Source organism: Oceanisphaera marina, assembly GCF_014643915.1.
In the GTDB taxonomy this organism is placed as follows: Bacteria; Pseudomonadota; Gammaproteobacteria; order Enterobacterales; family Aeromonadaceae; genus Oceanimonas; species Oceanimonas marina.
In genome coordinates this window covers 1-17,387 of record NZ_BMKE01000025.1, presented here as the reverse complement: position 1 = coordinate 17,387, position 17,387 = coordinate 1, and the positions used below count along the sequence as shown (strand labels likewise).

Here is a 17,387-nt window from a genome sequence, read left to right as displayed (position 1 = left end):
GCATCTCGGCCCGATTCACACAACCTGTCTTTTACCTATTAAGGCCTGTACCTATTAAGGCCTGTACCTGTTATGGTCTGCAATAACCGGGGAGTTTTTTACCCCGTTTCTCTAACATTTTGCACTGACGATTATCAACACCGTCACCCATCGACAAGGTTTGAACAAACGCTCCTGTGTTAGCCGATACGGTAGCAGCCTGGGCCGGTAACATAGCGACGGTAAACACTGCCGCCAGCATAACTGAAACAATGGCTTTCATAATGCATCCCCTTCACCTAAATGAATAGCCTCGTCATAGATCCTAACTTCCGTTGCCTGCAAGGCCTGAGTCTATCAACCGGGCACATACCCGTCCGTTATGGCAACTGCGTCTAACGGTTACTCATAAAGACGGGATAAAAGAGGATTTTATTACAAAAAAATAACATTATTTTACGTTCGGCTGCTCGGTTTGTCTGCTGTCAACTCAGCGATTCACCCAAAAAATCCAGCAACATCCGCACCTTGGGCGATAGGTGACGGTTGTGCGGATAGAGCGCCCAAATACCGTCATCAGGCTCCTGATAATGCTCCAGTAAAGGGACCAATTGACCCTCATCCAGCGCTGGCTGTACGTAATAATCCGGCAACTGCACTATACCTATGCCTTTCAAGGCGGCATCCAGCAGCGCCCAGCCGCTGTCGCAGCGAATATTGCCTTTTACCCGCACATTGCGCGGCTTGCCCTGCTCTTGAAAGCGCCAGTAATCCAGGTTGCCCTGCAGGCAGTTATGTTGCTCCAACTCCGATAACGAGTGCGGCACCCCATAGGTGGACAGGTAATGGGGCGAGGCGCACACATACTGGGTGCGATAAGAGAGCCGCTTGGCCATCATGCTCGAATCTTCCAGTTTGCCCAGCCGTATTGCCAGATCAAACCCCTCCGCCACCAAATCCAGCTTCTGATTGGTCAGGTGCATCTGCACTTCCAGCTCGGGATAACGGAGCACAAAGTCGTTAACCAGAGGGGCTATGGTTTTCTCGCCAAAGGTGATCGGCGCCGTCAGCTTTAACTTGCCTTTCGGCGCCAGCTGCAGATTGGTAATGGTACGTTCGGCTTCTTCCAGTCCGTCCAGCACTTGCCGACAGTGTTGATAATAGATTTGCCCGGCTTCCGTTACCGACACCTTGCGGGTTGTCCGGTAAAACAACTTGGTCGACAGCCGTGCTTCCAGGGCGCTTACCTGGCGACTGACCTGGGCGGTAGAAACACCCAATCTCTTGGCTGCCCGGGTAAAGCTTTCACCATCGGCCACCGCCACAAATTCACTCACTCCTTCCCAGATAAACATGGTTACGTCCTTATCACGAAGCCGGTCTCTTTATCTAAAGCATACTTTAAGACTATTACTATCTGGTAAAGGTTATTTAATAAATTTGGTCATTATCACCAGCTCGAAAGCGAATATAATATCACCACTGCCACCACGGCACCCGTTTTCTGGGAGATACAGATGAGTATTGAAAACCTGAGCTGTAACAAGAGCTTCGATGGCTGGCACAAACAGTACAGCCATTATTCAGAAACGCTGAATTGCACCATGCGGTTTGCCATTTACCTGCCGCCACAGGTATCTAGCGGTGACAAGGTGCCGGCCTTATACTGGCTGTCTGGCCTGACCTGCACCGATGAAAATTTCATGCACAAAGCCGGTGCCCAGCGCATTGCCGCCGAGCTGGGCATGGCCATTATTGCACCCGATACCAGCCCTCGCGGCGATGAAGTGGCGGATGATGACGGTTACGATCTGGGCAAGGGGGCGGGTTTCTACGTCAACGCTACCCAAACACCCTGGAGCCGACATTATCGCATGTACGATTATGTGCTGAACGAACTGCCGGCGCTTGTCGAGTCCATGTTCCCACTCAACGATCAAAGATCCATTGCCGGTCATTCCATGGGCGGTCACGGTGCTCTGGTGCTGGCCATGCGCAATCCGGAACGCTACCGCTCGGTATCGGCCTTCAGCCCCATCAGCAACCCGGTCAATTGCCCCTGGGGCAAGAAGGCGTTCAAGACTTACCTGGGCAAAGACACCGCAGCCTGGGCCGAGTATGACGCCAGCCTGCTGATGCGCAGTGCCAGCCGCTTCGTGCCAGCGCTGGTGGATCAGGGCGAAGCCGATAACTTTCTCACCGAGCAGCTCATGCCGGAGGCACTGGAAGCCGCCGCTAGCCACAGCGGTTATCCGCTAGTGCTAAATCGGCGAGAAGGCTATGATCATAGCTATTACTTTATCGCCAGCTTTATCGAGCAGCACCTGCGCTTTCATGCCAAGCACCTCACTCGCTAATGCATACCCGCTAGTGACTAAGCCCCGAAGTACTTTTCTTCGGGGCCATTAGCCTGCTGTCCTCCAGCGCCACAAACTACACTTGCAACACTTCCTGTATTTACCACGCTAATTAACTCAACACTCACCAATCTCATCATTTGGAGGCTGACATGATCGTTCGGCAAAAACCGCATGCGCTTAAGCTGTTTTTTACCCTGCGCGGCTCTGTCATTCCGCAGATTTATCCGCAGATTTTGCTGATCACTCTGCTCAGTACCTTAATAGCTGGCATTCAGCATGGGTTTCCCGGCTTTTTTTCTTCTTACAGCACAGCTCCCTTCACCTTGCTAGGCGTTGCCTTGTCTCTGTTTCTCGGTTTTAGAAACAACGCCAGCTACGCACGCTGGTGGGAGGCGCGATAACAATGGGGGCAGTTAACCATAGATGCTCGCAGTCTGGCCCGCCAAGTGATCTCCTTTATGGATGAGGAAACCGAGACCGGGCGGCACACCCAGCGGCGGATGATCCACCTCACCATCGCCTTTACCCACGCCTTGCGCCATCGACTGCGTGACACCTCGCCCTGGCAGGACGTCGACCGCTTTGTGGAGCCCGAGCATCATGCCAGCCTGCGCCAGGCGCAAAACCTGCCCGAATGCCTGCTGCGGCTGATGGGCAAGAAGGTCGGTTACAGTCGGCGCCAGCGATTATTATCGGAGTTTCTGGTGCAAAGCATGGACGAACGGCTGACCTCCATGACCGGGGTATTAGCCGCCTGCGAGCGCATTCAGAATACGCCGCTGCCGTTTGCCTATACCCTGCTGGTACATCGCACTACCTATCTATATTGTTTTATGTTGCCCTTTGGCCTGGCCGCCAACGATCTGCCGCTTAACGCGCTGTCACGCACCATCGAAATCAACCTGCTGGAAGCGCTGGAAGAAACCGAGCTTCCCCCCGCCATCACCCCCATAGACGGCTGCCTATCCTAGCCCCGCTGCCGCCGAACAGGCGGCACACCTGGATTGTTACTGACAATCAAAAGTTATTTGCATTTTGCTGTAATTATCCGTGAGCGCAGAAGAAATATAATACCGTGCCGGCTACCCGCAGACCGGTAAACCCAAGCGTGAAAGCTTGGTAACAAAGAGTAAGGCCGATTGGCCTGATTGATTGACTTGATACCGAGGTTTTTATGACGCCATCCCTTACTCCGCGCCTGGCACAACTGGCCGATGCCGACTTGATCCGGCCGCTGGCCCATATTCGTCGCGGCATAGAAAAAGAAGCCTTGCGGGTTACTCCCCAAGGCCGGCTGTCCCAAGAGCCGCACTTGCACACACTGGGCTCGGCGCTCACGCACCCGCACATCACCACCGACTATTCAGAATCGTTGTTGGAGTTTATTACGCCGCCCAGTGAACAGATTGGCGACACCCTCGGCTTTATGGAGCAGCTGCATCGTTATGTCGTCAGCCAGCTTGAGGACGAACATTTGTGGCCCGCCAGCATGCCCTGCGCCTTACAGGGGAATAACAGCGTACCCATTGCCGAATACGGCAGCTCTCGTGCCGGCCAAATGAAACATATTTATCGCCGCGGGCTGGATGTACGCTATGGCCGCATTATGCAGAGCATTGCCGGCATTCATTTCAACTTCTCGTTGCCCGACAGCTTCTGGCAGGGCTACCGGGAGTTGCTCGGCAGCCAGGACTCGCTGACCGACTTTCGCTCGGCTCAGTATTTTGCATTGATCCGCAACTTTCGCCGCTACGGCTGGCTGCTGCTGTATTTATTTGGTGCCTCGCCCGCGCTCAGCCGCTCCTTTATGGATGGCCGCCCGCACCAGCTGGCAAGCCTTGGCACCGACACACTCTATCTGCCCTTCGCCACCTCGTTACGCATGAGCGGATTAGGCTACCAAAGCGACGCCCAGGCCGACTTGAACATCAGCACCAACAGCTTGGCGGAATACGGCCGCGATCTCACTTGCGCCCTGAACACGCCTCACGCGCCCTATACTCGCATCGGAGTCGAGGTTAACGGCGAATCCCGCCAGTTAAACGACCATATTCTGCAGATAGAAAACGAGTATTACAGCGATATTCGGCCCAAGCGGGTAACCCATGCCGGGGAAACGCCGCTGCAGGCCATGGCCAACCGCGGTGTGGAATACATAGAAGTGCGCAATCTAGACATCAACCCTCTGTTGGCGCTGGGCATAGATGACAGCCAGATACGTTTTCTGGATACCTTTTTACTGTTCTGCCTGTTGCAAGGCAGCCCGGAAATTGGTGAGCAGGAGCAACGGCGCCTGGCCCGCAACCACACTCGCGTGACCGAGCAGGGCCGTCGGCCCGATCTGCTGCTTGAAACCGCCAGCGGTGAACTCAGCCGTGCAGCCTGGGGCGAGCAATTGTTTGCCGAGCTGGACGCCATCGCCCAGCTGCTGGACAAGGCCGGTAGTGGCTATAGTGATGCGCTGCAACACTTCAAGCCCATGTTGCAACAGCCCGAGCTCACGCCCTCGGCCCAGATTTTGCAGCAATTGACTGCCACCGAGCAAAATTACACGGACTGGGTGCAAAACAGAGCCACCGAGCTGACGCAACACTGGCAACAAACCCCGCTTGAGCAAGAGCAAAGCCGCTATTTCACACAACTGGCCAGTTCATCACTGGCGGCACAATACGAATTGGAAGAGCAAGAAGCAGGCAGACCGTTAATAGCAGTGTAAACTTGCCATAATCGAGTCAAAAACTGGCGGACTGATGACTGCAGGCCCCTGTTACCATGCTCTCGCCCCTGCGTGACTTGTGTTATTACACCGACAATGCCATTTTATTCCTTGAACCGACTCAAAGGTGACTTAATCAATGGAATGGACACTGTTTGCGCTTGTTACCCTGATAACGGCCACCATTACGGTACTGCCACTATCGCGCTGTGAGGCCTGGTGGATAAGAGGGCTCGACTTTCCTCGCGTACAATTTATGACTCTGGCCGGCGTGGTTATGCTGTTCGCCCTGTGGCGGCTCGATTTATCCCATCTCGGCAGCCTGGCAATAGTAGGCATCAACTTCGCCTGCCTGCTTTATCATGCTTGGTGGATATGGCCCTACACGCGTCTGCACCCAAAGGAAGTGAAGTCGGCATCGGCCGCACAGGCTGAACATACCATCAAAATCCTGTCGTCCAATGTACTGGCCACCAACAACAATGCGCAGTGTCTGATTGATCTGGTGCACCAATATTCACCCGATATATTGGTGACGCTTGAATCTACTCATTGGTGGCAGCAACAGCTGGCCGTACTGGAAACCGATTATCCCCACACCATAAAGTGCCCGCTTGATAACCTTTACGGCATGCACGTGTATTCTCGTCTGCCGCTTGAAAACAGCACCATAGAATATCTGGTACAAGACGATGTACCCTCCATGCACTGTTTGGTACAACTGCCCTGTGGCGCCAAAATAAGAACCCACTTCGTACATCCGGCCCCTCCCAGCCCTACCGAAAATGACGAATCCACAGAACGGGATGCCGAGTTGCTGGCCGTGGCCGATAGTGTCGCCGACGCTCGTTTGCCTGTCATAGTGGCCGGTGATCTCAACGACGTGGCATGGTCAACCACCACCCGGCTATTCAGAAAAATCAGTGGTTTGCTCGATCCCCGTATCGGCCGTGGCATGTTCAACACCTTTCATGCCCAGCATTGGTTTATTCGCTGGCCGCTGGATCATTTGTTTCATAGCCATCATTTTCGCGTCATCAAACTACACCGTTTAACACTCACGGGATCTGATCATTTTGCGCTGCTCACCTGTCTCGGCTTTACGCCAAATAAAGATAATGGCCACAGCGAGCTTCCCGTTGATACCGACGACCAGCAACTGGCTGAACAGAAAATGGCAAAGGAAAATGTGAATAAAAGCGACGTGCCCGAGCTCATCAAATAGCATCTGGTTAGCTGCCGGCAATCACGGTTAGCCGTTATCACCGGCACGCTCACATGCATGTTGGCATAACTCGTTATACAGAGCGCAGCAGATGGGGCGCGGTGCGATTCATCGCCTCGAATACCCTCAAGCTGGCATAGGCATCGTTGGCAGCATAGCTCTGCTGGGCGGTAGATAAGGACGTTCCTGCCCAGTTAGACAGCGTCACTTTTCTGGATTTGGCCAGATACTCGCCCAGCACAATGGCTACCGCGGCCTGCAGCCCCACCTGTTGCTTGTAACCCAGCCGTTTTACCGCCCCAGACAACTCCTGGGTGGCCGTTAGCTCGATACCAAACTTGCGCAGTACCGGTCCTCGGTCCGATTTTAGGCCAAAGCCGACTTTCATTATTTGTGGTGACTGCAGCACGTCGGCCAGCAGCTGATGCGCCGCACTCTGGCTGGCCAAGTTCCCGGCTCTGAACAAAAAGGCGTGCTCCAACGTGGCCAGCTGCACCAGATGCGGGCCAGTATTGGACTCGCCTACCTTAAAGGTGGGCTTGCTCTCGGTATCAAAGCCCAGATGGGTACAGTTAACCAGCAAAGCCCGAGCAAAGCTTGCGTCCTCGGCGCTTTCCACCAGATGAATGTGCGTGTTTGCCAGACCACTAAAGGCTGGGAGCTGTCGCATGGCGTCTTTGGTGGGTCTTTCCAGGTACTGACGGGTATTCATATGGCCTCGTGTAATGTGAAAAATATCGCTACCGCCACGGACGATACACAGCACCTATCGCATTGATAAGTACAAGCAACTTAAGTTAATGGCACAGGGATGTTATACCTATCTTTACAAGGCGGCGACAAACTGGTGCAAACATCGGTTAGCGGTGACTCGTCGTCTGTTTGACCGAGCAGTTCAATTAGCATCACCCACCCTGGAGACATCATTGATGAGCGACAATAAACAGCACGCAAGCAACGCCGGCAAATGCCCGGTGATGCACGGATCTCACACCAAGCTGGGTGACAAGGCCTCGGCCAATCGTCATTGGTGGCCAAACCAGCTGAACCTCAAGGTACTGCACCAGAATTCTGCCAATATGAACCCGCAGGGCGAACAGTTCAACTACGCCGAGGCCTTTAAAACGCTCGATTTAGCGGCAGTAAAACAGGATCTGCACGCCCTGATGACCGACTCCCAGGACTGGTGGCCCGCCGACTACGGCCATTACGGTCCCTTCTTTATTCGCATGGCCTGGCACAGCGCCGGCACCTATCGCATTGGCGATGGCCGTGGCGGCGCCGGCAGCGGCTCGCAACGTTTTGCTCCGCTCAACAGCTGGCCGGATAACGGTAATCTGGACAAGGCCCGTCGCCTGCTGTGGCCCATCAAGCAAAAATACGGCAACAAACTGTCATGGGCCGATTTGCTGGTATTAACCGGCAACGTGGCGCTGGAGTCCATGGGCTTCAAGACCTTCGGCTTTGCCGGTGGCCGTGAAGACATCTGGGAGCCGGAAGAAGATATTTACTGGGGCGCAGAAGAAGAATGGCTAGCTACCAGCGACAAAGCCAACAGCCGCTACTCGGGTGAGCGCCAGCTCGAGAATCCGCTGGCCGCGGTGCAGATGGGGCTGATTTACGTCAATCCGGAAGGCCCGGACGGCAACCCCGACCCGCTTGGCTCGGCCCGCGATATTCGCGAAACCTTCGCCCGCATGGCGATGAACGATTATGAAACGGTCGCGCTCACCGCCGGCGGTCATACCTTTGGCAAGACTCACGGTGCCGGTGATGCGTCCCAACTGGGGCCCGAGCCCGAAGCCGCGCCTCTCGAGGCCATGGGCTTTGGCTGGATCAACAGCATGGGCACAGGCGTGGGGGAAAACACCATCACCAGCGGCCTGGAAGGCGCCTGGACCCCAACCCCTACCCAGTGGGACATGAGTTACTTCGACACCCTGTTCGGCTACGACTGGGAGCTGACCAAGAGCCCGGCCGGCGCCCACCAGTGGACGCCAAAAGGCGATGCCGCCAAAGGCACTGTGCCGGATGCCCACAACCTCAACAAGCGCCACGCCCCCATGATGTCGACTGCCGACATGGCCATGCGCGAAGATCCGGCCTACCGCAAGATCTCGGAACATTTTCATGCCAACCCGGACGAATTTGCCGATGCCTTTGCCCGCGCCTGGTACAAGCTGACCCACCGCGATATGGGCCCCATTTCGCGCTATCTGGGCCCCGAGGTACCGGCAGAAGAACTGATTTGGCAAGACCCGGTGCCGGAGGTCGATCACGAACTGGTGAACGAGCAGGACATCGCCAACCTCAAAAAAACACTGCTGGCATCCGGGCTGTCGATATCCGAACTGGTCGCCACCGCCTGGGCCTCCGCGTCTACCTTTCGCGGCTCCGATAAACGCGGCGGCGCCAATGGAGCCCGCATTCGCCTGGCTCCGCAAAAAGACTGGGAAGCGAACCAGCCCGAGCAACTGGCCAGGGTGTTGAAGGTACTGCAAGACATACAAAGCGACTTCAACCAGGCGCAGACCGGCAACAAGCGAGTCTCGCTGGCGGATCTCATCGTACTGGGTGGCGCCGCGGCCATCGAGCAGGCCAGCAAAGACGCAGGCAGCCCTGCACAGGTGCCCTTTGTGCCCGGGCGCACCGATGCCTCGCAAGAGCAGACCGACGTAGAGGCTTTTGCGCCACTCAAGCCGGAGGCCGACGGCTTTCGTAACTATCGCCGCACCAAATTCACGGTGTCGGACGAAGAAATGCTGATCGACAAGGCACAGCTGCTGCAATTGACGGCGCCACAAATGACGGTGCTGATAGGCGGACTGAGAGTGCTGGATGCCAACTATCGCCAGGCGCAGCACGGTGTCTTTACCCGACATCCCCAAACCCTGAGCAACGACTTTTTCGTTAACCTGCTCGACATGGGCACGGCGTGGGCCCCCGCGGCCGGCGAGGAAGACGTGTTTGAAGGAAGAGACAGAAAAACCGGCAACCTGAAGTGGACCGCCACCCGCGTTGACCTGATTTTTGGATCCAACTCCCAGTTACGAGCGGTGGCAGAAGTGTATGCCTAGGCCGACGCCAAAGAGCGGTTTGTGCGTGACTTTATCAGTGCCTGGAACAAGGTAATGAACGCAGACCGCTTCGACCTGGCCTGATGTAAACCAACCCTGGAATGATCAAGGCCCCACCTCGGTGGGGCCTTGATCATTCCCTAGGCTAGGTCGCCTTGCCAACCCCCCAATGTCGCTGCATTTCAAAGTACAGAAAAGACGCCGTCCAGGTAATGAGCACCAGACCGGTCAACGACTCTATGCCTGTCAAATATCTCAAATCGCCATTGGGCTGAATGTCGCCAAAGCCGAGGGTGGTGAATACCGTGAACGAGAAATAGCCGCAATCCATCAGGCTGCCATCGAAGCTGCCGCTCAAATGCCCCCAGTTATCGCTTCTATTCATGAAGTAATAGGCAATGGCGAATATCCAGATCTCGAATGCGTGGGCGATTAACGCGCCACACACACCAAATACAATTCGGTAGCGATGAGTGATCTTCATCTTTGGAATGAACAGGGTGATACGATAAAGAAATTCGTAATGCACCATCACCGACACTGCCACCACCAGGGTATTGATCAGAAATACAGAGATCATTCAGCCTCGCTCGTCCTTGATTTTTCACCTTTCATTATACTGCTTGATGATAAACGAAAAGCAAAACGCCGCAGCGATTGCCATGCAATCATTGCATTTGCAGCTCAAGACAAGCCTGAAGACTTGTTATTCGCTTTACTGCAACACCTAGAGTATAGCGAGATGATTAAACGTAGATCTGCCCTTTCAGGTACAGCACACCGTAGCCGGACACCAGTACCCGGTCGTTGACCACACGGCAATGCAGCATCCCGCCTCGGGCCGAGGCCTGGTAAGCCACCAGCTCCGATTTAGACAAGCGTTGTGCCCAGTAAGGGGCCAGCGCCGCGTGTATTGAGCCGGTCACCGGATCTTCATCACCCCCATTGGCCGGCCAGAAGTAGCGGGACACAAAATCATGCTCGGTCCCCGCCGCCGTCACCACCACATCGAATGGGGCCAGGGTTTTCAGCAACTCCGACCGATAACTCAGCTCACGCACCTCGGCTTGTGATGCCAATACCACCATGTAGGCCTGGCGGTTTTTCAGGACCTCGACCGGGGTGGCCGACAGCCCTTCCAACAGTGCGGCGGGCACCTTTGCCACCGGCTCGGGTGCCTGATTGGGAAAGCTCATCTCGATGCGGCCGTCAGCCAATTGCACCACCGTCAGGCTGCCCACGGTTTGGGTGACATATTCGATTTCACCGGCACAGCCCAAATGGTTGAACAGCACGAACGACGCCGCCAGGGTGGCGTGACCACAAAAGTCGATTTCGGTGAGCGGAGAAAACCAGCGTATCGCATAGCGGCCCTGGTCGAGCACCTTGATAAAGGCGGTTTCTGACAGGTTGTTTTCGGTGGCAATCTGTTGCATCAAGGCGGTTTGTGGCCACTCGGCGACCGGCACCACGGCGGCCGAGTTACCCTTGAACTGTTGGTCGGTAAACGCATCTACCACAAATAAAGGTAATTCCATTCAATGAACTCCATTTTATGTTCACTTTGCTGTCATTTGTGCCTTTACCAATGCCGCCACTTGCTGGTACTGGCTATCGTGTTCGCACGACAGGCCCGCAATCACCCCCAGCCGGTTTTGTTCCGGCTGATTCTGGCTCAGCTTCCATTGGCCGGTGATGGCGGTAATGTCAATTTCCAGCCCCACAATGGCCGGCAACATTTTCTGTATATAGCCTTGCGGCGCATCGGATGTTGACCATGGCACCGGCTGGCCCGCCTCATGCCGAGTCGTTAAATTGTCGATGAAGGCGCGTAGCCAGTTTTCATCCTGCACATAGCGCATTACTCCGGTTACATGCACCACCACATAATTCCAGGTCGGCACTGCCCTGCCGGTTTCCTGTTTGGTGGGGTAATGGTTGGGCGAAATATAACAATGTGGGCCGTTAAAGATAACAAGCACCTCGGATTGCTCGCTTACCGTCTTCCACAAGGGGTTGGCCCGGGCGATGTGCGCCTGCAGTACCTTTTTACCATTCACTTCAGTCAGCACCATCGGCAAGTGGTTTGCCGCTATGCCCGAGCTTGAATACGTCACCAGGGTGGCGAAGGGATAATCCCGAATCACGCCTTCCAGCTCGGCGCCGTTATCTTGTTTGAACTTGCCTGGAATATGCAAAAAATCCTCCTTGATGGTGTATCGGTGAGCCTTACAATAGCATCACACTTGGTCAAATGGCTCTCATTTAAACGCCCCCGAGTCTTGCCCACAATGCATGATTAACGATAACAGTCACAGCCACTTTCTGGCCTCGGCAATCACGCTCTGTACCCGATTGGGCAAGGCGCGATTGCGAGTGACCCCGAGATATAGAATCTCACTCACCGGATGGCTTAATTGATGGCTGTTCACCCGGTCTGGTTGTTGAAACGCGACCACCGCATGGGCCGGCAATACGGTAAACCCCAGCCCCATGCTCACCGGCTCCAGGATCAGGTTGATCTGGTTGGAAAATCCCTTTTTTTCAAACAGATTGCTGTGTTGAAACTCGGGGTAGTTGGCCCCCAGCAGCAGACCCGCATGGTGTGCCCCGTCGGGATGATCGATAAACCCCAGCTGCAGCAAGGTGGGCCAGCTGGGATCCTGTATCGAAGCTGGCGTCACCAGCAGCAAAGGCTCTTCGGCAATGGGCTGGCAACTCACCTCGTCCCTCGTGGCGAGGCGGGTCATAAAGCCGACGTCCAGCGCATCGCTCGCAATGGCTTGTTCTACGTCGGCGTTGGGTGCAAAGCGATAATCGATAATCAGCCCCGGGTGCTGGCATTGCAGCGCCAGCAGGTGAGGATACAACTTAAGGCCCACACTGCCCGGCGACATCACCCGCACCAGCCCTTCATGAGGAGGGTCTTCCCCTACTCGCAGCTCAAGGTTGGCCAGCGAGCGAATAATCACACGCGCCTCACGATACAAGCGCTCGCCCGCCTCGGTCAGCATGAACTGCTTGCCTTGGCGGATCAGCAAGGGTCGACCAAGCTGATCTTCAAGCTTTCGTACATGCTGGCTAACACCGGATTGCGTCATGTGCAAACGCTCTGCGGTGCGGGTGAAATGCCCCACTTCAACCAGGGTACAAAAGCTTCGTAGCCAGACCGGATTAATCATAACAAAAAATACTCATTTTCATGACAGATGATAATTTTACGTAATCACTAGTCCTTTGTAATCTGATATCAACAACCAATCAGGAGAACAAGTGATGGCTAACGTATACCCAAGAAATTTTTCGCACATCGGCATTTCGGTACCCGATCTGGACGCCGCCGTTACATTCTATACCGAGGTGATGGGCTGGTACCTGATCATGGCGCCCACCGAGATCAGCGAAGACGACAGCGCCATCGGCGAAATGTGTACCGGGTATTCGGTGCACAATGGAAAAGCTTTAAAATCGCTCACCTTTCCACCGGTGACCGCATTGGCGTAGAACTGTTTCAGTTCAACAACTAGGTTAATCCGGAAAATAACTTCGAATACTGGAAAACCGGCATCTTCCACTTTTGCGTGCAAGACCCTAATGTAGAAGAGCTGGCCGAGCGCATTGTGGCTGCCGGCGGCAAAAAACGCATGGCAAAACCGCGCTATTACTATCCCGGAAAAAAGCCGTACCGCATGATCTACATGGAAGACCCGTTCGGCAATATTCTGGAGATTTACAGCCACAGCTACGAGCTGATTTACAGCGAAGGCGCCTACTAAACAGACAATGAATGCGCCCATGCTGACTCAATTAATGCGCCCGGCCTGACATCATCAGCATGAATTGGGATCATCATGAAATGAACTGCGGCGATATCCTGTGTATTCGGCGGTAAAAAGTGAGGGAAGCGTCGCCTCCCCCTTTTACAACATGAAATCAAATACGCGGTTCGCTACGCAGCCCCTGAACTACAGAGTAACCCGAGATCAGCACTACCACCATAAAGGGAACACCGGTGATCAGTACAGCCGCCTGCAGCGCGGTTAACCCGCCGCCCAGCAAGAGTGCAATGGCAATCGCCGCCTCAATCATCACCCAAAAAATACGCTGAATGCGCGGAGACGTGACTTTGCCCCCCGAGGTAATGGAGTCGATTACCAGAGACCCGGAGTCCGACGAGGTAATAAAGAACACCATCACCAGCACAATGCCCACCAAAGAGGTAATGGACGACAGCGGCAGTTGCTCCAGCATGGCAAACAACTGCAGCTCCAGTGCCGCGTTCTTCGCACCTTCATAGCCCTGCCCCAGTTGCCACAAGGCGGTGTCACCAAAAGTGGTCATCCAGATCACCGACACCATGGTGGGCACCAGCAATACGGCAATCAGAAATTCACGCACGGTACGCCCGCGGGACACCCGCGCAATAAACATGCCCACAAACGGCGACCAGCTTACCCACCAGGCCCAGTAAAAGGCGGTCCAGCCGTGAATAAAGTCTTCATCGCTGCGGCCGAAGGGATTGGCCAGTGCCGGCAACTCTTTTAGATAAGACAGCAGATTGTTGGCAGCACCGGTGGCAATCAGCAGCGTGGGCCCCACCACCATCACAAACAGCATCAGCAGAATGGCCAGCGCCATGTTGAGCTGCGACATGCGGCGAACGCCCTTGTCGACTCCGGCCACCACAGACACCAGGGTGATGGCGGTAATACCCAGCACCAGCAGCACCATGGTGGTGGTATCGTTCGGCACGCCAAACAGGGAATGCAGCCCGGCCGCCGCCTGCGATGCCCCCAGGCCGAGCGAGGTTGCCAGCCCGAACAGGGTGGCAAACACCGCCAGCACATCAATTACGTGCCCGGGCCAGCCCCACACCCGCTCGCCCAGCACCGGATAAAACACCGAGCGAATGGTCAGCGGCAACCCTTTATTGAACGAAAACAGCGCCAGTGCCAGCGCAATAATGGCGTAGGTCGCCCAGGGGTGCATGCCCCAGTGAAAAATCGAGGTGGCCAGACTTAGCGATTGGGCTGCGCCATCCGAGGCCAGCTGTTCGCCCAGCGGGCCGGCAGTGCCGGTGCGAAGGTCGCCAAAATAGGTAAGCGGCTCAGACACGCAGTAGAACATCAGCCCTACCCCCATGCCGGCGGCAAACAGCATGGCAAACCAGCCCGGGTAACTGAAGTCCGGTTTGGCGTGGGTACCGCCCAGACGAACCCGCCCCAACGGTGAAAAAATCAGCCCAACGGCCAGTATTACAAACAGATTGGTCGACAGCATAAATGCCCAGCTCAGATGGCTGGTGAGATAGTTGCGAATGCCGCCAAAAAAGGGTTCCATCGCCTCGGGCATGGCCAGGGTAACGGCCACAAAGGCCAGAATGACCAACGACGACCAGGTAAATACCGTGCTGTGCAGATCGATTTTCAGCCCGAAAAAGCCGGAGGTGATGTTGTCCTGGCCAATAACATAATCGGTGTCGATAAGGTTGGAATGCCCATCGGGCGAAGGGATACTCTCGGCAGCCGCGCTGGGCGCTGCTGCCTCCCGTCGATAATACGCTTCGTTCATGATGTACCTGTCAGCTGATTGAGTTCAGGGCGGGATAAAAATGGCACCTGGCTTGTCTTGAAGCCGCGCATTCTGAATAATGAGCCACCATCATGGAAACGAAGAGTTTCGATACCCCCATCATGAATCGTGATAACTATGTCTGATCCCTGTCGCCCTCTTGACCTCGTGCTACTGAAAAGCTTTGTTGCCGTGGTCGACAAAGGCGGCTTTACTGCCGCCGCCAACCACCTGCATCTGGCGCAATCCACGATAAGCGCGCACATCAAGCGGCTGGAAAATGTACTGGAACGCTCTTTGCTGCAACGCAAGCTGCAGATGGCGGTGCCCACGGCAGCCGGTGAACGCCTGCTGAGCCACGCCCGCCAAATGCTGCGCCAGAATGCCCAGGCCTGGCAGGACGTGCGGGATCAGCGCCTGGCCGGCGTGGTGCGCCTGGGCATACCCGAAGATTACCTGAGCTATCTGCCCGGGGCGCTTTCCGACTTTGCGGCTCGCTTTCCCGACGTAGAGCTGGCAGTACATTGCGGCCTGAGTGTGGATTTGATTCAACAGGTAAAAACCGGGGCGCTGGATCTGGCCATTACCACCCGCCAGCCCCGCAGCCCCGCAGCCCGGGCGGCAAGGTACTGCGCCGCGAACCCATGGTCTGGGTGGGCGCCGCCGGTTACGATACCCACAGGCGCTCACCCTTGCCGTTGGCGGTGTCCAAACAGGGAGTCTGTATCTTCAGAGAGCACACCCTGGCCAGCCTGGACTCAGCCGCCATTGACTGGCGCATCGCCTACACCAGTGCCAGCCTCTCGGGCCTGTCGGCCGCCGTGCGCGCCGGGTTGGCCATTACCGTGCTAACCCCGTCCATGCTGGGGCCGGACATGCGCGTGCTGGGTACAGAAGATGGTTTACCGGTGCTGCCCAGCATTGAAATCGCCCTGCATCGCAGCACCAAAGCTGCAACCGAAGCCACCGAACAACTGGCGTTGCAACTGCACGCACACATAGCAGGATACAGCGCGGAACACTGGCGCGGCCTCCCCGCTGCAAAAGCCAAAAAAACCATGGGCCACGGCTAACATGGCCGTATTCAGTCTTTTGCTGCGTCGCCGGGCGTTGCAAACCTGCATTGGTGCAGAATAACCGTTTAAATATCCCTTATTTTCACCGCCGGATTGCCTGCCACCAGGCTATTGGCTGCCACATCTTTGGTGACCACGCTGCCAGCACCAACCACGCTGTTATCCCCAATGGAAACACCGGCCAGCACGATGGCCCCGGCACCAATCCATACGTTATCGCCAATGGTCACCGGGGCACAGAGGTTGGCTTTATCCAACCGCTCGGTTGGGTTGAGCGCATGCGACACCGCCAATAACTGTACGTTGGGGCCAATTAAACAGTCGCGGCCAATGGCGATGGCACCCACCTTTAAAGGCGAGTCGAGCACGGTGCAATTGATATTTATGAAGGTGCGATCACCTAGGGTGATTTGATTGCCGTAATCGCAATGGAATGGCGGCTCAATCATCACCTGTTCACCACAGTGGCCGAAAAGCGTTTTCAAGCGTTTCAAATTCCCTTTGCTGGGACTTTTGGCAAAGGTACGGCAAATTTCATGACTGTTTTTACGGGCAGTAATCAGCTCAGGTGTGAGGCTGTTAAATGCGATGTGAGTTGACATTGTTGTGGCTGAAAACCTGGTGAGTGAGTAAAGAGAGGAGCTTGTACAAGCCTAAGCGTTATGGTGGCACCAGAACACAGCTGCGAACAATACATCAAGTGTCATCGCTCTGGTTATGCTTTTTCATCCATGCCGGTAGAAAGTGCCAGGGCACCGCCTAACACCATAAAGAGACCGCCTACCCCACGGTTAACCCGCTTCATGTTTTCGGCTTTGGAAAGCCAGGGGCTGATCTTTGAACCCAGCGCGGCGTACATGAACATGGAGCTGCAATCGATAACAAACCAGGTGCAGGCCAGCACCATATATTGTTCAAGCTGGGGCAATTGTGCATTCATGAAACCGGGGAACAAGGCGATAAAAAACAACAGATCTTTCGGGTTGCTGATGCCAACCATAAAGCCTTTGCGAAACAGCGCATAGCAGGAGTAACTGGCCGATTTATATTCATCAGGCTCGTTGCTTGCTATGTGGATGCTGCCTTCTTGCCAGGAACTGTAACCCAGATAAACAAGATAACAGGCACCGGCAATCTTGATGGCAAAAAACAGATTTTCCGACGCCACCAGCACAGCACCCAGCCCCACGGCTGAAATGCTCATCAGCATCAGAGCGGCAATGGCACCACCCAAAATGGTAGCCATTGCCTTTTTATTACCAAACTTCAAACCATCAGATAAGCAGTACGGCATAACCCATGTGGATCTATAATTTCTACATATAGCTACATTCGGGAGCCTGCCATGAAACGGAACTTGTTAGGTCAGTCACTCACGGCCGA

At 55.1% G+C, this 17,387-nt stretch carries 16 protein-coding genes and 3 pseudogenes; 9 read left to right on the top strand and 10 right to left on the bottom strand.

What is annotated here, in order from left to right; all coding sequences use genetic code 11:
- Window positions 1-70 precede the first annotated feature (70 nt).
- Together IEW52_RS13290 and IEW52_RS13285 are read right to left on the bottom strand one after the other, a co-directional pair.
- Complete coding sequence (locus IEW52_RS13290; RefSeq protein ID WP_188630564.1) at window positions 71-262, bottom strand: hypothetical protein; 192 nt, start codon at window positions 260-262, stop codon at window positions 71-73.
- 202 nt (window positions 263-464) lie between these two features.
- A complete protein-coding gene (locus IEW52_RS13285) occupies window positions 465-1,334 on the bottom strand; it encodes a LysR family transcriptional regulator (RefSeq protein ID WP_188630563.1) in 870 nt (289 codons plus the stop codon).
- A gap of 162 nt (window positions 1,335-1,496) precedes the next feature.
- Here IEW52_RS13285 and fghA point away from each other — a divergent pair, with 162 nt between their 5' ends.
- From fghA to IEW52_RS13265, 4 genes and pseudogenes are all read left to right on the top strand, one after another.
- The gene (gene fghA / locus IEW52_RS13280) at window positions 1,497-2,336 is read left to right on the top strand and encodes an S-formylglutathione hydrolase (protein ID WP_188630562.1); all 840 of its coding nucleotides are present in this window, start codon (window positions 1,497-1,499) and stop codon (window positions 2,334-2,336) included.
- Window positions 2,337-2,488: 152 nt separating this feature from the next.
- Window positions 2,489-3,310, top strand: a pseudogene (locus tag IEW52_RS13275) (bestrophin family protein).
- A 203-nt stretch (window positions 3,311-3,513) separates the two neighbouring features.
- The gene (gene gshA, locus IEW52_RS13270) at window positions 3,514-5,055 is read left to right on the top strand and encodes a glutamate--cysteine ligase (RefSeq protein WP_188630561.1); all 1,542 of its coding nucleotides are present in this window, start codon (window positions 3,514-3,516) and stop codon (window positions 5,053-5,055) included.
- A 139-nt stretch (window positions 5,056-5,194) separates the two neighbouring features.
- Window positions 5,195-6,280, top strand: a complete 1,086-nt coding sequence (locus IEW52_RS13265; RefSeq protein WP_188630560.1) for an endonuclease/exonuclease/phosphatase family protein — start codon at window positions 5,195-5,197, stop codon at window positions 6,278-6,280.
- A 73-nt stretch (window positions 6,281-6,353) separates the two neighbouring features.
- Here the strand turns inward: IEW52_RS13265 and IEW52_RS13260 are convergent, their stop codons facing one another.
- On the bottom strand, window positions 6,354-6,992 hold the full coding sequence (locus tag IEW52_RS13260) for a 3'-5' exonuclease (RefSeq protein WP_188630559.1): 639 nt from the start codon (window positions 6,990-6,992) through the stop codon (window positions 6,354-6,356).
- 217 nt (window positions 6,993-7,209) lie between these two features.
- Between IEW52_RS13260 and katG the strand changes: the two are divergent.
- A pseudogene (katG, locus tag IEW52_RS13255) lies at window positions 7,210-9,441 on the top strand (catalase/peroxidase HPI).
- A 61-nt stretch (window positions 9,442-9,502) separates the two neighbouring features.
- On the opposite strand, the gene IEW52_RS13250 reads toward katG, so the two are convergent.
- The 4 genes from IEW52_RS13250 to IEW52_RS13235 all read right to left on the bottom strand — a co-directional run bounded on the left by IEW52_RS13250 (window position 9,503) and on the right by IEW52_RS13235 (window position 12,539).
- On the bottom strand, window positions 9,503-9,937 hold the full coding sequence (locus IEW52_RS13250) for a potassium channel family protein (protein WP_188630558.1): 435 nt from the start codon (window positions 9,935-9,937) through the stop codon (window positions 9,503-9,505).
- A gap of 166 nt (window positions 9,938-10,103) precedes the next feature.
- On the bottom strand, window positions 10,104-10,895 hold the full coding sequence (locus tag IEW52_RS13245) for a PhzF family phenazine biosynthesis protein (RefSeq protein WP_188630557.1): 792 nt from the start codon (window positions 10,893-10,895) through the stop codon (window positions 10,104-10,106).
- A gap of 21 nt (window positions 10,896-10,916) precedes the next feature.
- Window positions 10,917-11,555 (bottom strand): FMN-binding negative transcriptional regulator, encoded by a 639-nt coding sequence (locus IEW52_RS13240; RefSeq protein WP_188630556.1) that lies wholly within the window; start codon window positions 11,553-11,555, stop codon window positions 10,917-10,919.
- A gap of 114 nt (window positions 11,556-11,669) precedes the next feature.
- A complete protein-coding gene (locus IEW52_RS13235; protein ID WP_188630555.1) occupies window positions 11,670-12,539 on the bottom strand; it encodes a LysR family transcriptional regulator in 870 nt (289 codons plus the stop codon).
- 94 nt (window positions 12,540-12,633) lie between these two features.
- Between IEW52_RS13235 and IEW52_RS15800 the strand changes: the two genes are divergently transcribed.
- Both IEW52_RS15800 and IEW52_RS15795 read left to right on the top strand, forming a co-directional pair.
- Complete coding sequence (locus tag IEW52_RS15800) at window positions 12,634-12,861, top strand: VOC family protein (protein ID WP_229667957.1); 228 nt, start codon at window positions 12,634-12,636, stop codon at window positions 12,859-12,861.
- Between the two features lie 77 nt (window positions 12,862-12,938).
- Window positions 12,939-13,133: a VOC family protein gene (locus IEW52_RS15795; protein WP_229667956.1), complete on the top strand. Its 195-nt coding sequence runs from the start codon at window positions 12,939-12,941 to the stop codon at window positions 13,131-13,133.
- Between the two features lie 157 nt (window positions 13,134-13,290).
- Here IEW52_RS15795 and IEW52_RS13225 read toward each other — a convergent pair whose 3' ends face one another.
- Window positions 13,291-14,928: a BCCT family transporter gene (locus IEW52_RS13225; RefSeq protein WP_188630554.1), complete on the bottom strand. Its 1,638-nt coding sequence runs from the start codon at window positions 14,926-14,928 to the stop codon at window positions 13,291-13,293.
- A 138-nt stretch (window positions 14,929-15,066) separates the two neighbouring features.
- Here IEW52_RS13225 and IEW52_RS15955 point away from each other — a divergent pair.
- Window positions 15,067-15,495 (top strand): annotated as a pseudogene (locus tag IEW52_RS15955) (LysR family transcriptional regulator); the annotation flags it as partial.
- Entirely contained in the window at window positions 15,453-16,001 is a 549-nt protein-coding gene (locus tag IEW52_RS15785) for a LysR substrate-binding domain-containing protein (protein WP_229667954.1), read from the top strand. The pseudogene IEW52_RS15955 and the gene IEW52_RS15785, both read left to right, overlap by 43 nt.
- 68 nt (window positions 16,002-16,069) lie before the next feature.
- Here the strand turns inward: IEW52_RS15785 and IEW52_RS13215 are convergent, their stop codons facing one another.
- Window positions 16,070-16,489, bottom strand: coding sequence for a sugar O-acetyltransferase (locus tag IEW52_RS13215; protein ID WP_229667953.1), 420 nt, complete (start codon window positions 16,487-16,489; stop codon window positions 16,070-16,072).
- Window positions 16,490-16,719: 230 nt separating this feature from the next.
- Window positions 16,720-17,298, bottom strand: a complete 579-nt coding sequence (locus tag IEW52_RS13210; RefSeq protein WP_268236668.1) for a LysE family translocator — start codon at window positions 17,296-17,298, stop codon at window positions 16,720-16,722.
- Window positions 17,299-17,387 lie beyond the last annotated feature (89 nt).

What these genes read in the sequence shown, in the direction of transcription:
- IEW52_RS13290 (WP_188630564.1), bottom strand. Translation starts at nt 262, where the DNA reads ATGAAAGCCATTGTTTCAGTTATGCTGGCGGCAGTGTTTACCGTCGCT.
- IEW52_RS13285 (WP_188630563.1), bottom strand. Translation starts at nt 1,334, where the DNA reads ATGTTTATCTGGGAAGGAGTGAGTGAATTTGTGGCGGTGGCCGATGGT.
- fghA (WP_188630562.1), top strand. Translation starts at nt 1,497, where the DNA reads ATGAGTATTGAAAACCTGAGCTGTAACAAGAGCTTCGATGGCTGGCAC.
- gshA (WP_188630561.1), top strand. Translation starts at nt 3,514, where the DNA reads ATGACGCCATCCCTTACTCCGCGCCTGGCACAACTGGCCGATGCCGAC.
- IEW52_RS13265 (WP_188630560.1), top strand. Translation starts at nt 5,195, where the DNA reads ATGGAATGGACACTGTTTGCGCTTGTTACCCTGATAACGGCCACCATT.
- IEW52_RS13260 (WP_188630559.1), bottom strand. Translation starts at nt 6,992, where the DNA reads ATGAATACCCGTCAGTACCTGGAAAGACCCACCAAAGACGCCATGCGA.
- IEW52_RS13250 (WP_188630558.1), bottom strand. Translation starts at nt 9,937, where the DNA reads ATGATCTCTGTATTTCTGATCAATACCCTGGTGGTGGCAGTGTCGGTG.
- IEW52_RS13245 (WP_188630557.1), bottom strand. Translation starts at nt 10,895, where the DNA reads ATGGAATTACCTTTATTTGTGGTAGATGCGTTTACCGACCAACAGTTC.
- IEW52_RS13235 (WP_188630555.1), bottom strand. Translation starts at nt 12,539, where the DNA reads ATGATTAATCCGGTCTGGCTACGAAGCTTTTGTACCCTGGTTGAAGTG.
- IEW52_RS15800 (WP_229667957.1), top strand. Translation starts at nt 12,634, where the DNA reads ATGGCTAACGTATACCCAAGAAATTTTTCGCACATCGGCATTTCGGTA.
- IEW52_RS13225 (WP_188630554.1), bottom strand. Translation starts at nt 14,928, where the DNA reads ATGAACGAAGCGTATTATCGACGGGAGGCAGCAGCGCCCAGCGCGGCT.
- IEW52_RS13210 (WP_268236668.1), bottom strand. Translation starts at nt 17,298, where the DNA reads ATGCCGTACTGCTTATCTGATGGTTTGAAGTTTGGTAATAAAAAGGCA.